Source organism: Liquorilactobacillus nagelii DSM 13675 (assembly GCF_019444005.1).
In the GTDB taxonomy this organism is placed as follows: domain Bacteria; phylum Bacillota; class Bacilli; order Lactobacillales; family Lactobacillaceae; genus Liquorilactobacillus; species Liquorilactobacillus nagelii.
The window spans coordinates 896,004-909,569 of the sequence record NZ_CP049304.1; the positions used below are offsets into that span (position 1 = coordinate 896,004).

Annotated in this window: 11 protein-coding genes and 1 pseudogene; 1 reads left to right on the plus strand and 11 read right to left on the minus strand. The window is 38.0% G+C overall.

Features of this window, described 5'->3' with window-relative positions; translation table 11 throughout:
• Positions 1–13: 13 nt before the first annotated feature.
• The 11 genes and pseudogenes from yidA to G6O73_RS04780 all read right to left on the minus strand — a co-directional run bounded on the left by yidA (position 14) and on the right by G6O73_RS04780 (position 13,138).
• Positions 14–829, minus strand: a complete 816-nt coding sequence (yidA, locus tag G6O73_RS04730) for a sugar-phosphatase (protein WP_157056693.1) — start codon at positions 827–829, stop codon at positions 14–16.
• Between the two features lie 41 nt (positions 830–870).
• Positions 871–1,581, minus strand: a pseudogene (locus tag G6O73_RS12760) (glycoside hydrolase family 3 N-terminal domain-containing protein).
• 354 nt (positions 1,582–1,935) lie between these two features.
• Positions 1,936–5,073, minus strand: a complete 3,138-nt coding sequence (locus G6O73_RS04745; protein ID WP_057886150.1) for an AAA family ATPase — start codon at positions 5,071–5,073, stop codon at positions 1,936–1,938.
• Positions 5,070–6,200, minus strand: a complete 1,131-nt coding sequence (locus G6O73_RS04750) for an exonuclease SbcCD subunit D (protein WP_057886151.1) — start codon at positions 6,198–6,200, stop codon at positions 5,070–5,072. The genes G6O73_RS04745 and G6O73_RS04750 overlap by 4 nt, the downstream gene beginning before the upstream one ends.
• Before the next feature lie 200 nt (positions 6,201–6,400).
• Complete coding sequence (locus G6O73_RS04755) at positions 6,401–7,150, minus strand: copper homeostasis protein CutC (protein WP_235805083.1); 750 nt, start codon at positions 7,148–7,150, stop codon at positions 6,401–6,403.
• Positions 7,151–7,157: 7 nt separating this feature from the next.
• Positions 7,158–8,108 (minus strand): glycosylasparaginase, encoded by a 951-nt coding sequence (locus G6O73_RS04760; RefSeq protein ID WP_057886152.1) that lies wholly within the window; start codon positions 8,106–8,108, stop codon positions 7,158–7,160.
• A 40-nt stretch (positions 8,109–8,148) separates the two neighbouring features.
• Positions 8,149–9,042, minus strand: coding sequence for an ROK family protein (locus G6O73_RS04765; protein WP_057886153.1), 894 nt, complete (start codon positions 9,040–9,042; stop codon positions 8,149–8,151).
• Positions 9,043–9,064: 22 nt separating this feature from the next.
• On the minus strand, positions 9,065–10,711 hold the full coding sequence (locus tag G6O73_RS04770) for a peptide ABC transporter substrate-binding protein (protein WP_057886154.1): 1,647 nt from the start codon (positions 10,709–10,711) through the stop codon (positions 9,065–9,067).
• Between the two features lie 111 nt (positions 10,712–10,822).
• Complete coding sequence (locus tag G6O73_RS04775; protein ID WP_057886155.1) at positions 10,823–12,142, minus strand: M20/M25/M40 family metallo-hydrolase; 1,320 nt, start codon at positions 12,140–12,142, stop codon at positions 10,823–10,825.
• 326 nt (positions 12,143–12,468) lie between these two features.
• A complete protein-coding gene (locus G6O73_RS12955; RefSeq protein ID WP_268871649.1) occupies positions 12,469–12,603 on the minus strand; it encodes a hypothetical protein in 135 nt (44 codons plus the stop codon).
• Positions 12,604–12,730: 127 nt separating this feature from the next.
• Positions 12,731–13,138 carry a sulfatase-like hydrolase/transferase gene (locus G6O73_RS04780; RefSeq protein WP_057886157.1) on the minus strand — a complete coding sequence of 136 codons (408 nt, stop codon included), beginning with the start codon at positions 13,136–13,138 and terminating at the stop codon, positions 12,731–12,733.
• Between the two features lie 137 nt (positions 13,139–13,275).
• On the opposite strand from G6O73_RS04780, the gene G6O73_RS04785 reads away from it, so the two are divergent.
• The gene (locus G6O73_RS04785) at positions 13,276–13,539 is read left to right on the plus strand and encodes a YibE/F family protein (protein ID WP_419504875.1); all 264 of its coding nucleotides are present in this window, start codon (positions 13,276–13,278) and stop codon (positions 13,537–13,539) included.
• Positions 13,540–13,566: the final 27 nt, after the last annotated feature.

Genomic DNA, 13,566 nt, shown 5'->3' on the forward strand with positions numbered 1-13,566 from the left:
GCTATTTTTAAAATTACAAAGCGTACTCTTTAATTGCCTGAGCGACACCATCATGATCATTATCAGTCGTAATAACATCCGCTGCTTGCTTGACAATTGGAATTGCATTTCCCATTGCGACACCCAATCCAGCAATTTCGATCATACTGAGATCATTATTTTCATCGCCAATTGCCATCATTTCGCTTGGTTGAAGTTGCAAAGTTTCTCCCAAGGTTTTCAATGCTGACCCTTTATTAACTCCTTGAGCATTAGCCTCTAAATAAAAAGGTGCGCTTTTAGTAAAAACCAATTCCTTTTCCAATGCGGCGAAAGGCTGCCAATCCTGCATAGCTTGGGATAATTTGCTTTCATCATCGATGAACATTCCTTTAACCAGCTGAATTCCTCGTAATTCCTCAGGTGTACGATAAGCAATTTCCAAATTAACTAAGCGACTTTCATAAACCGTGTAATGACCAATGTCTCGATTAGCTGTATAAATTTTGTTTTGACTCAAAGCATGAAAATGCAATTGCTTTTTCCGGGCTAAGAATTCTAAGTCAAGATAATTTTCATAAGAAATCGGCTTCAATGCAATTTGCTTTCCGTCAGTCGCTTGAATCATTGCGCCGCCGAAACTGATAACATACTGATCTGGTTGATTAGCCAAAGATAATTGTTCTAAAAGGCTTTGAACCCCAGCCAATGGTCGACCTGTACAAATGACCACTTTAATTCCTCGACTTTTTGCTTGAGCAATTGTCTTTTTAACACCGCTGGTTAATTTTTTAGCGGAATTAACCAGTGTGCCATCAATATCAATTGCAATTAATTTAATTGAAATAATAATGACCTGCCTTTATTTTGAAATGTACTGCCAACACTATTCTAACGAAAATCCATCTTATTTAGAATCCCCAAGTCCCGCTTTAATTTTAAAACTCGGTAAACTGAAGCATTAATTTGCGTTTCTTTTATTTGCTGTTTGTTAACTGCTTGCATGATTAGCGGAACCCCAACAGATATATCATTACTTAATAACATATCATTTCCTGCTTTTACCGCCAATAAATCAGCTGAAACGTGTTTTTTTGCTGCAAATTGAGTAATAGCTCCCATCGGTAAGTCATCGGTAATTATTACCTTCTTAAAGTGTAATTTCTGACGCAAAAGCTGATGAATTTTAGGTGACAAGGAAGACGGATAATTAGAGTCAATTGAATTTACAAAAATGTGTGAAACTAACACCATCTGGGCTCCTGCTTTAATCCCTGCTTTAAAGGGTTAAAAATCGTTTTTCTCAAAATCCTTAAGCGATTTATTCGTCGAAGCAATGCCAGTATGAGTGTCTCCAACTGTTCCATATCCCGGAAAATGCTTTAAACTAGCGGCTACCTGGCTGCCATGAATTGCCAGAATCTCAGCCTGAATACAATCTGCTGTTTGTTGATAGTCTAATCCCAATGTTCGAGAATATATAAAGCTCTTTTGATTACTAGATACATCTGCAACCGGCGCAAAATTCAAATTGATCTTTAACGAATGTAAAATTTTAGCAGTTTCATTAGCTTTGACGTCATATTCCTCAATATTCAGCACATCACAGACCAAATCAGTTAAAACAAATTCTGGAATGTAGCGCCTTTTGGTAGGGCAAGGACACTTTGTTCGTTTGGTATAGCAAAACCACTTTTGAACCTTTTGGTCACCAGCTAATTTCTCTGGGCTACTTGTGTAGTATTTCCCGCAGTAGCCGCACTCAATATAAGAGGTAAATGGTTTCAAGCGCTGTTTTATCGGTGAGAATTATTATTGTTCAGTCCTTCATCTGCTATACGGCAGATTACTATGACCTCGGCTGACTACTACGGCCCACAGCGGACTTACACCACCTAGTTATCGCCCATGCCGGGCGCACCTACAAAAAATGCTTAAGCATTTTTCAATGTATTTTTATTCTTGAATAACCAGTTTGGCTCGGCTTTGTCCTTGCCCCAATTGGCTGATCTGAATCTGAGCAGGTATTTGTGTTCGTAACATTTCCACGTGACTAATGATTCCAATCATGCGACTGCCACTTTCAATATCTTCTAAGGCTGCTAAGGCTGTTGCCAGCGAATCTTGATCAAGCGAACCAAAGCCCTCATCAACAAACAAGGTGTCAATGCTGACTCCACCTGCTTGCTCTTGAATAACTTCTCCCAGTGCTAATGCCAAACTTAGTGCCGCAATAAAACTTTCCCCACCCGATAGTGTATGGACACTTCGCAGCTGACCTACATGATCATCATAAACATCAATCTCAAGACCCGTATTGGCTAAGGTATTACCTCGTTCTTGATGCAGCTGCAACCAATATCGTCCGGAACTTAATTGCTGCAAATGCTGATTAGCCGCTCGCAAAATTGTTGTCAGTTGCTGGCGCAAAACATAACGTTCCAATCCCAACTTAGCATCACTATGTCCACTAACCGCTGTAACCAACTGCGCTAATTCACTGATTGCTGCCTCTTGTTGTTGAATCTCTTGTCGACCAGTTGTGATTTCCTTAAGTAGTGAACCATTCAGCAATTGTTGATCATAGAGTTTTTGATATTGATCTTCGATTTGATCTAATTGTTTTTGAAGCTGTTGAAATCTATCATTTGCCTTTGCTAAATCCACTGGCTGCTGCTTTTGCAATAAATTTTCTTGAGAGGCAACTTGTGCTTTTAGTGCTGCCAGCTGCTGATAATAATCTGCTTGCTGCTGGCGCAATTCAGGCAAACTTTTAGTTTGTTCCAGCAATTGTGCAAGTGTTTTTCTCTCAGTAGTTGCCAACTGCAACTCCATTAAATCATCAATTTTAGCTGAAACTTTCTGCAACTCCGAAGTTAGTCCCGTTAATTCTGCTTGCTGCTGCTTAATTACAGCTGCTGAGCTAGCACATTGTTGTTGCAACTGCTCAAGTTGCTGCTGATTCTCCGTAACTTGTTGCTGATAAGTCGTAATTTTTTGTTCTAAGCCTGTTAAATAGCTATTTAATTCTACTATATCTGCAAAATCCTTCGGCAATCCGCGTTTAATCTCTGCTAGCCTAACCGTTAACCGCTGTTGTTCATCATGTTCATTTTGAAAGTCAAGCCCTAATTGCTGGACTTTTTGCTGTTCTATCTGTTGCTGGTGTAACAACTGCGGCCTTTGAGCAACACTATTTTGATTAACATCTACTTGTTCTTCCAAATTAGCTAACTGCTGTGACTGGTCTTGCAACTGATTAGTGAGTACTTGCTGAATTTTTTCTAGCGTTAAAGTTGCTTTAGTTAAGTACTTTTCTTGCTCTAGTTGCTTTAATAATTCTCTTTTTGTTTGCTGAAAGATTTCTTTTTGCTGAGTTAAAGTCCGCTTTTTTTCTGTTAATTGAGCCGCTAAATGATTAAGATTTTTTTCGGCTGCCAGTTTGTTTTTTTCAGCTGCTTTCAATTCCGTATTATTGATTGATTTCATCATGGCTTGATCAGCTGGCTGTGGATGATTCAAGCTCCCGCAAACTGGACACGGTGCTCCTGGACTCAATTGGGATGCTAAAACTGCAATCTGATTATTCAGCCACGCATCGTGCAATTGCTGATATGCAGTTTGTTGATTGGAAGATTGCAGCTGGGCTTGTTCGAATTTAATTTGTAACTGTTTTACTTCAGTCGTCAAGGCTTGCAAGGCCTGCTGTTCCTGCAATAGATTTACAACTTGTTCCTTGAAATGCGTTAACTGTAGTTTTGTTTGGTCGACAAGATTGCGCTGTTGCAAAAGTTGTGGCAATTCAGTTTGCAATCCAGCAATTCTTTCTAACTTTTCAGTTAGTTGGCTTAACTTTTTTTGTTGTAATTTTTGTTCAATTTCAATTTTTTTAACCTGTTCATCTTGGTGTTGAACTTTTTTTGTCAAACCAGCAGCTTTTTCAAACTGCGATTTTTGTTCAGTTAATAAAATCTTTGTTGTTTCGCGCTGTTGTTGAACTTCTTTTTGTTCAAGCAACAACTCTTTCTGTTTTTGAAACTCCTGCAAGACTTGTTGCTGCTGTTGCTGTCGTTTTTTGGTCGTTTGCAAGTTAAGTGAAACTTTTTGCAGACGCTGTTGAAGTTCTTGTTCGCGAACAAAAAGTGGTTGCTGTTTTTGGGCCCACTCTAAGATTTTTATTTGCTCTGCTTGTTTGTAATATTTAGGTTGCTGTTGGTGTGAAATTTGGAGTTTGTTTTGCAACTGTTTGAGCTCTGCAAATTGCTGATTTAGCTTTTTACCCGCCGTTAATTCATTTTGCTGATTTTGGACAGCACCAGCTGCTTGCTTTTTTGCCACAGCTAGATCTTGCAGCGAGATTTGCGCTCTTGTTTGCTGTTGTGCTAATAATTTTAATTGTTCAGTCGAATTCAATTCATCTAAAACGACGGCTGGGTCTTCCCATCTAATTTTTTTAAAAGCCTGTTTAATTGCGGCTTGCTGTTGGATAATTTTTCCCTGCTGTGATTTCAAAAATTCCCGTAGAGTTTCACTCCATTGTTGATATAATTGTGTCCGAAAAATTTTACGCAAAATCGCTTCTTTCTCATTACTATCAGAAAGTAAAAAACGGCGAAAATCGCCTTGGGGCAAAAGTACAATTTGAACAAACTGTTGGCGATTTAACTGCAGAATTGCTTCAATTTTTAAATTCACATCGCGCACTTTTGTCAGTTCCGCTTGTTTTTTTTCTCCATCAAAACTTTCAAGCTTGGCAGCTGCAGCTATTTCGTGCATTCCCGAACCACGTTTTTTCGCTAAAAGCTGCTTAGGATTGCGAGTTATCCGATAATGTTGCCCTTGATGTTCAAATTCCAGAACCACCAATGTTTCAGCTTGCGGTTCGGCAAAATCGGACCGTAAACTAGCAGCCGAACGATCGCCACCGGCAGTTTCGCCAAAAAGTGCAAAAGTTATTCCATCAAAAATCGTTGTTTTTCCACTGCCAGTTTTCCCAGTTATCAAAAACAGTGGGACTTGTTGCAAACGTTCAAAATTAAAAACTTGTTCTGCGTAAGGTCCAAAATTAATCAAAGTTAATTTGAGTGGTTTCATGATTTTGCCTCCTCGCGAATATTTTGCAGAGCTTTTTGAGCCCACTTTATTTGGGCTGCTGAAAGCTGCTCATTAGCAACTTGTTGGTAAAAGTTGCCTAAAAGCTGCAGTGGGTTTTGTTGAGTAATTTTTTTCGTCGACTGTGACTGCTCAAATAATTCACTATAATCAGCTGTCCGTTGTAGGGCAACAATCTTGGGATATATTTCACGTAATCGTGCCAAAACATTTGGAATTGGCTTTTGATCAGTTAGTGTAATGCCAAAAAAATCTTCCCGTGGCTGCGATTGATAAAAACTGGGATTAGTCAGTTCAGCAAATTCATTCTGCAAGTCGTGCAAATCATGTAATGGTTTAATCGGATAAAACTTAGTCTGCTGTGTTTCAGTGTCAAGTAAGAAAACTCCTTTTTGCTGTCGAACCTCACTTAAAGAAAACTTCAAAGGCGAACCGCTATAACGAATCTTGTTCGTCTGTAGGGCATCTTTGTTGTGAAGATGTCCTAAAGCAACATAATCAAAATCCGTCAGTAAATCTATTGGAACCGGGGCCAACCCGCCAACTGTCAAACGAGTTTCTGATGCTGTTTGTGATGAACCAGCAGCAAAAAAGTGTCCTACCAGCAAATGCTTTTTAGTTGGGGCAAACTGCTGCTTAATTTTGTTAATAACTGCCGCCATTGCTTGGTCTAAATGCAATAATGAATCATCAGCAAAATATTGTTGAGCAGCAAACGGTTCAAAATAAGGCAGTAAAAATATTTGGACTGTTTCCAGTTCAATTGGCTCAAAAGCTTCAGCTAATTGGGTATGTAAATAAAAATTGGTGCTCGAAAACCATGGTGTTCCTGTTGCTAAGCGTGAAGCACTATCATGATTTCCAGCAATTGCGTACAGCGGTAAGTGATCGGTCAGGTTCAAACGCTGTAACATTTGGTTTGCCAAATCAACCGTTTGTTCCGCCGGCATGCTGCGATCATAAATATCTCCAGCTATAATAATTCCATCAACATTTTCCTGTAAAGCAATTTTTTCAATTTGTACAAAAGCCGCTTCTTGCTCAGCTTGTAAATCAAAGCCATGCAATTTGCGGCCTAAATGCCAGTCTGCTGTTTGTAAAAAGCGCATGCTGGAATCCCTCCATAATAATATTTTGAATTGACCTTAATAATTAAGTTCTCTATCAATAATATACCATGAATATTTATTTGATCGGCATTGCCTGCCAAAATATGGGAAAATCTAAAACAGCATTCTGTAAATGAAAAAGATCGGCTAATTTTAGATTAACCGATCTACTTTATTGCTTGAATTTATAGCAACGATATTTAATTTAATTCTGCTAATAAATTTCTGACTTTTTGTTTTGAGACTGCTTCATAACTGCCATGTTTAGTCTGCAAAAGATAGGAAAAATCAACTTGATTACCCCTAGCTGTTGCATCAATCCGCTCAGCAGTACATGAGGCATGCACTTGCTTAATTCCCGTAGTTTCTAACAGCAACTGCACATTAGTCGGATTAATCCCGCTTCCAGCCAGTATTTCGATTTGCTGACCAAATTTTTTTTGCAGATTAGCAATAGCTTTCCTACCGATCCAAGCAGTTACTTGCCCTCCGCTAGTCAACACTCGGTCAACTTGCAAATCAATCAACTTATTTATCCCCTGCTCAAGATTAGCTGAACAATCAATTGCTCGATGAAAAACAGCTTTTGCACCATAATCATGCGTTAATTCAACCAGTTGACGCGTCCTGACTGTATCAATTTCGCCTGTAGCAGTTAAAAAGCCAAATGATAAACCATCCGCCTGATTGGCTAAAAATATCTCTGCTGTTGTCAAAATTTCCTTAAATTCGGCATCAGTGTAACAAAAACCAGCCCCACGAGGTCGGACCATACAGATTACTTGCAAATTTGTCGTCTGTTTTGTTAAACGTAGTGAACTTAAAGTTGGTGTTAACCCACCAAGAAACAGCGCACTATTTAATTCAATTCTTGCTGCGCCAGCTTGACTAGCTACAAATGCATCCTGATAATTACCACAGCAAACTTCAAGAATTGCGATTTCAGTCACCTTACCTTTATGTTAGTTTTGAACTTCGCTCAGCAAAATACTTTTCTAACCACTTTGCAGAAGCTGGTTTAATGATAGTTTGCTGATTGCCTGGATTGGCTAAATAAACTACCGGTTTTGGCGCAATTTGTGTTGCAACAACAAATGAAAAATCTGCTATATTAGTTGCACAACCCCATTGACCAGTTGAGTTCAACGCAACTACCGACAAATCACCAGCGGTTCCCCGACGTTGACGTAACTGATGATCTAACTTGAAAACTGCTTGATCACAAGCTGCTTGCGGCGTTTTTCCTTCGGCCATCAAACGAACAATTTCATAAGATAAACAGCCTTTCATGATATCTTCGCCTAATCCGGTTGCACTAGCCCCGCCAATTTGGCTATCAACATAAAAGCCCGATCCACTTAATGGTGAATCACCAACTCGTCCAGCTTTTTTCATAAAAAGTCCGCTAGTTGAAGTTGCACAAGTCATTGTCGCTTGCTGATCTAAGCAAATCATACCAACAGTGTCATGTCCAGCATAAGGTTTTGCAGTCTGCGATGTTGTTTGCAGGCGACGCTGATAAAACTTTTTTGCGCGTTCAGTTAACATATTTTTTCGTTTGAATCCTTGCTGACTTGCATACTTTTCAGCGCCAGAACCAACTAAAAAGTTATTAACCTTCGATTGCGACAGACTTTGTGCAATTGCGACTGGATTAGCAAAATCTTTAATTCCGGCAACTGCGCCGATTGCCAGTGAATCACCGTCCATATAAGCCGCGTCTAACTCAACTTCTTGATTTTCATTTGGCAATCCGCCATAGCCAACAGATTTGTAAAATGGATAGTCTTCGACCTTTTGAACTGCAGTTACAACCGTTTTAGCTGCTGAATCGCTGGCTTCAAGCGACTGGCTGGCGTTTTTCAAACTTTCTAACGACATACTCCAAGTTGCTATAATTCCCCACATAATAAAATCCCTTCGCTAAGATTATTTATTGGTTCTTGTTTTATTTGCTTGTCCTAACTAGTGGCACAATCGCTCCAATCAGATTAGCATCATTATAAAAATTAGCGCTAACGATTTCAGGAACAGTAATTGTCCGCTCAGATAATGGTGAAATCTGATGCCATTTTTTAAATGAATTGCGTAATTGTTTAATCAAAATGGGTTGACTGCTAATTCCCCCACCAATCACAAACTTATTCAAATCTAAGATACTTTGGATATTATAAATTAACAATGCTACGTGATCACAAAATTTATTAAAAGCTTGCCATGCATATGGTTCTCTTGCCATGATTTGAGCAAAAACCCGCTGACCGTCTTGGATATTTGGTAACTGCAAGTGATTACCGATATCCTCAATCATACCGACTGCCGAAAGTGCTGCTGCTGTTTTTTCTACACCTGAAGCACTTTTATCAACAACCATAAAACTTGGTTCACTAGCAGCAAAGTGATTTCCTCTAATCAACCTATTATTCAGAAAAATTGCCGACCCGATTCCTGTTCCTAAGACTATCAAAGCAGAATTTTTTTCTGTTGTTAGTTGACCTTGCCATTTTTCAGCTAGCGCAGCACAATTACTATCATTTTCAATAGTAACTGGCAAATTGTATTTGCTTGCCAATTTATTAAAAAAATCAGTTTTTTCTAAAAAAGATAATCGTGCTGACGCTAACAATTCTTTAGATGTTGGATCAACTACACCCGGCAAGCTGAATCCCATTCCTTGAATATCTTGACAGTGCAAATCAATAATTTTAGCCAATGATCTGAGAAATTGGTCCTTGTCTTGCGTATTAATTGCATTTGTTCCTTTGACAATAATCTGACCATATTCATTAATCAATGCATATTTTAGATTTGTTCCTCCAATGTCGATTGATAAAAAGTTCAACTTGCGCTCCTCCAGTAATTAATTATTTAAGGTAGACTCCCTTATAATTATGAGCAGGTCCAGCCGTATTTACAATCAGATTTTTAATTTTTTTACTTTGTAAGAATGAATTTGATCTTTGATATAACGGAATCGTTACTTGATCATTCATTAAAATCTTTTCGGCCTTGACCATATTATTCCACCGAACTAGCTCATTATTTGACGGATTATTATTAATCTGATCAATCAACTGATTGTATTTACTATTATCATAACCACCAGCATCCCCTGAATTTCCAGCCTGGAATAAATTCAAGAAAGTAATTGGATCTGAGAAGTCAGCACCCCAGCCTGATATAACAATATCAAAATTAGCTTTTTCTGAGCGCGAAATTCTAACAGTTTTCGGTACACTTTGCACTTCAACTGATAAACCAGGCAGTAAGCTTTCCCACTGGCTTTGAATAAATTCAGCTGTTTGCTTTGAAGCATCATCATCATCGCTTAGCAAACCAACCTTTAACTTGGAAACTCCCAATTCTTTTAAGCCTTTGGTCCAGTATTCTTTTGCTTCAGCTTTATTATAAGCTACTCCACTTTTTACATAAGCTTGACTAGCAAAATCTTCGCCCGTTTTCGGATTTTTTGCTAATCCACTCGTTACAAAACCCTTAGCGGGCAAAGAACCATCACTTAAAACTTTATTCGTCAATTGACTACGATTTAAAGACAAAGAAAGTGCTTTACGAATATTTACATTATTTAAAGCTGCTTTTAAATCTGTATCAGTTGGATTCTTCAAATTAAATTGCAGATAAATTGAAGTCGCTGATTTATTCAAAACATAATTTTTAGAATTTTTTTCACTAGCAACTTGGCTGCCCAGCAACTGAGTTTGGTCTAATTTGCCAGTTTGGAAAAGATTTAATCCGGTTGATGGTGATTTAACTACCTGAAAACTAACAGCCGATAAATGAACTTGCTTTTTATCCCAATACTTATTATTTTTAACTAGCTTCCACTTTTCATTGGTACCTTTCCAACCCCGCAAAACAAACGGACCATTTGAAACTGTCTTGGCTGCATTGGTTCCATATTTTGAACCATACTTTTCAATTGCTTGCTGATTTTGCGGATAAAAGACTGGCATTGCCATCAATAATTTAAAGTAAGAAATGCGATGTTCTAAAGTAACCTTTACTTGATATTTTCCAACTGCTTTAATTCCTAATGTGCGATAATCTTTTTTACCATTCATAATAGCGTCAGCATTTTTGATGCCGGAATACAAATACGCATATTCGGAAGCAGTTTTTGGATTAACCGTTCTCTGCCAACCATAAACAAAGTCCTTAGCCGTAACTGCTTGACCATTACTCCATTTGGCATTTTTTCGCAAATTAAAAGTATAAGTTAAACCGTCTTTTGATGTCGTGATCTTAGTTGCTAATTCTTTTTCAATCTTACTATCCTTACCTAACTGCAAGAAACCTTCACCAGTATTTTCAAGAACCTGCATACTAGTTGTATCTGAAGCATGCGACGGATCCATTGTTTCTAAATCACTACTCACCGCTAAATTTAAAACCTGCTTTGATTGTGAACTTTTACTGCCACAAGCAGCCAATAGTCCAGTACACACAAACAAAGTTCCAAGCAAGATCCCCAAACGCTTTTTTGTTAGCATAAAAAATCATCCCCTAAATATTAATAAATTATAATTTACTTCTAATATATTAAAATACAATTAAAACAATAGCAAGACAATTCTTTAATTTGGTTATTTTCTTTTAATTTATTAGTTGAAATCCATTTCTGCTAAAGATTTCAAAGTCAAATATTCAATCGCAATAATTTTTTGCCAATCTGAAATGCGCAGCCATTCATTTTCTTTATGTGCAATTCCTCTTTGTCCTGGAAATGATGGTCCAAAAGCAACAATATTGGGCAAAGAACGGGCATAGGTAATCCCCGTTGTTGTTACGGGAGTTCCATCTAAACCAGTAACCATTTCATAAATAGAGCTCATCTTTTGAATTATTGGTAACTGAGGATCCCGATAAAATGGCGCTATGGCTTGCCTAACGAGCAACAAACTGTTGGTCGGCAAGCCTTTGGTCAAGTTTTGAATTAACTGTTCTTGTGTTAGCTCAATTGGATATCGAATTGAAAAATCAACTCGCAACTGTTGTGTTGAAGCTAAATAAGCTGCTCCATAAACACTAATTTGCAATTTGCCCGATACTTTTCCAACATAACCAATTCCTATCTGTGAACCAGTTGTATCAGTAGCAGCGGCAGCCAGCCATTTAAAAGCTTCACCAATTTTCCCTGTTCGACTGCTTTGTGCCTGCGCTAATGCAGCTAAAGCATTCTTCCCTAGATCAGGGGCATTACTGGGCGTTTTTATCCCCGAATAAGTCTGCCTCTGGCCTGATACAAATTTAAGCTGTACCCGATCAGGAAGATAACTTGGTGAAAACTCACCGTCAATTGCCGCAATATCGCTTGCACTTTGGTCTTTGATTTTAATTAATAATGACAACCGCACCATACCACGCTCAGCATAAACAACTGGGTACTTGCCATCTGGAGTAAAACCGGCCAGCGGTGGCTTTTCGACAGAATTATAAGTTTTCAAATCAGCACTGCCAGATTCTTCGTCCGTGCCAAAGATCACACGAATTGTTTGACGCGGCTGATAATTCTCCTTCTTTAATAGAGCCAACGCAAACAGTGCCCCCATAATTGGTCCTTTATTATCTAAAACACCACGACCGTACATGTAGTCATTTTTAACGGTTAATTCAAAAGGTTCGCTCTGCCAGCCAGGCCGTGGCGCCGCCACAACATCTAAATGTCCTAAAGCTGCAACATAATTTGAACTTTGGCCTGGAAGTTCAGCCCAACCAACTTGATCTGCCAGTTGAGTAATCTTCAAACCATACTCTTGAGCAATTTTTAAAGCTTCTGTTAGAGCTGCTCGCGGCTGTTTTCCAAAGGGAGCATTGGCGTGGGCGACTCCTTTAATACTGGGGATTTGAATCAATCTTGCTAATTGTCGTTGAAAGAAAATTATGTTTTCATCAACAACTTGATTTAACTGTTTAAGTTCCATTTTAAAGTTCCATCCATTCTTAAATTAGAATAATTTAATTTTAACATATATTTTGAAAATAAGATTAGTTTTTTTTAATTATCTGTTGAAAATAAAAACTGCAGCAGAAAAAAATTTCGTTGCAATTCAGCTACTATTTTTCTTAATATTTGTTCTATTACTCTGAAGTCGACTTGTTAGTCGTAGTCGCTAATTCAGGCGCTTTGGTTTGATAAAGACTTTCCAAAGAATGGTTACCATGTTCCGAAAACAAAGAGATCGATTTAGTCCCCAGTTTTGCTTGCAATTTCAGCTCTTGCTGCAATCCGGTCAGGTAATTATAATTTTTAATTTGTTTTTTTGAAACCTTTAGGATGATAACATCGCAGTAGATTTTCACTATTCAATAAATCTGAAATATCAAGTTGTTGATCGGCATGTTGTTTAGCAGCCAAAATTTGCCGATTGTTATGACGGTCCATTCGATTTTTTTACCAACTGCATTAAATAATTTTCCATTCAAATCACTGAACTTTGGCGTCACAAAATCGCGATTTCGAAAAGCCACTGTTTGATTATGCCCTTTAGCCAGCAAATCAGGCCCAAATTCTAAATAAGGTTTGCTATTAATCCCCAACAAATGGAGCAAAGTCGGCAAAACATCAATTTCACCACAAATGTTTTCTGAATTCCCCCATGATGATAGTTGGGCAAACAAATCATAAAGGGAACTCGTTGAAGTTGGGCATTGTCCCAACTACTCCAACATTTTTGAGGGTTATACCATTTAAAATGCTGCGGGTCCTGTTTAAAAGTCTTAGCTAAATAAGGGGTTTCTGAATTCGACAAGCCATAATGATCACCATATAAAATCACAATTGAATTTTTAGCAAGACCAGATTTTTGCAGAAAATCAAAAAATTCTTTAATCGATTGGTCTAAATAATTAGCCGTCCGAAAATAATCATCAACTTCTTGGTTCCCGGTTTGCGGCCTCTTAAAATCATCATCCTTCAAGGAGTTTATCCTTTAAGCCGTAATCAATTGAGTTGTCACCTTTAGAATCATAATATCTTGCCGAAAAAAAATACTGATACCCCACATTCTTATACACGTTATCGCGATTTCCAAAACTGGCGACTACTGTTAACCAGATTACTATCAGCGGCATCAAAAGTGGACACCAGATTCTGGCAACTGCGTGCAACACTTTATTTTTCGACTTTTTTGGTGGCTTTCTAAGCCTTTTTATCTGGTTTGTTCAGCTAAACTACTCTTTTGGAGCTTTTTTAAACGATAAGATTTTTGTTGCGGAATTTAGTCTGACAATTATTTCAATCATTGCCGTTGTTCTAACTATTCCGACCACTATTTTAATTTTTAATCTAAAGCAACAACATCAAAAAATTACCAATTAAAATACTGCCCCTTAAAATTAATAGCTA

Coding starts and splice junctions, on each gene's coding strand:
- G6O73_RS04750 (WP_057886151.1), bottom strand. CDS start 6,200: ATGCGCTTTTTACAAACAGCAGACTGGCATTTAGGCCGCAAATTGCAT.
- G6O73_RS04745 (WP_057886150.1), bottom strand. CDS start 5,073: ATGAAACCACTCAAATTAACTTTGATTAATTTTGGACCTTACGCAGAA.
- G6O73_RS04775 (WP_057886155.1), bottom strand. CDS start 12,142: ATGGAACTTAAACAGTTAAATCAAGTTGTTGATGAAAACATAATTTTC.
- G6O73_RS04770 (WP_057886154.1), bottom strand. CDS start 10,711: ATGCTAACAAAAAAGCGTTTGGGGATCTTGCTTGGAACTTTGTTTGTG.
- G6O73_RS12955 (WP_268871649.1), bottom strand. CDS start 12,603: ATGGACCGTCATAACAATCGGCAAATTTTGGCTGCTAAACAACATGCC.
- G6O73_RS04760 (WP_057886152.1), bottom strand. CDS start 8,108: ATGTGGGGAATTATAGCAACTTGGAGTATGTCGTTAGAAAGTTTGAAA.